This is a genomic window from Halomonas sp. SIMBA_159, assembly GCF_046536035.1.
Taxonomy (GTDB): domain Bacteria; phylum Pseudomonadota; class Gammaproteobacteria; order Pseudomonadales; family Halomonadaceae; genus Vreelandella; species Vreelandella venusta_A.
The window spans coordinates 1-340 of sequence record NZ_JAWJBT010000214.1 but is presented as its reverse complement, the minus strand read 5'-3'; the positions used below and the strand labels follow the sequence as shown (position 1 = coordinate 340).

The following is a 340-nucleotide window of genomic DNA, read 5'->3' as shown; positions in this document are numbered from 1 at the left end:
AAAGCAACTTACAATCATTTAATCACTGTGGCATCAAAAACAGAGGTCAATTATGAACTATCAGTGAAGCTGCTTGAAGGCGTTGAGGGGTATGAGCACGAACATGTTGATCTTGGAGATACAACCATTGCTATTGACCGTAATTTTGCTATTCCTATTGAAACATCACAGCGCATCATCTCAATGGAATATGACATCACTGATCCTGAAAATACATGTGTCGTTGATATCGGGCAGTTCTTGTCAGCCTTACAGGGCGATGATCGAGTAAAGCAACTGCAAAAAATAATTGATAACAACCGTGGCACATGGGAGCGGAAGCCGGATGCAGGAAATGTGA

The 340-nt window shown here is 41.8% G+C and carries 1 protein-coding gene; it reads left to right on the top strand.

Annotation, left to right across the window (positions count from 1 at the left end):
- Nucleotides 1-63: 63 nt before the first annotated feature.
- A partial coding sequence (locus tag R0J87_RS19040; RefSeq protein WP_498888187.1) for a phage tail protein occupies nucleotides 64-340 on the top strand: 277 nt, incomplete at its 3' end.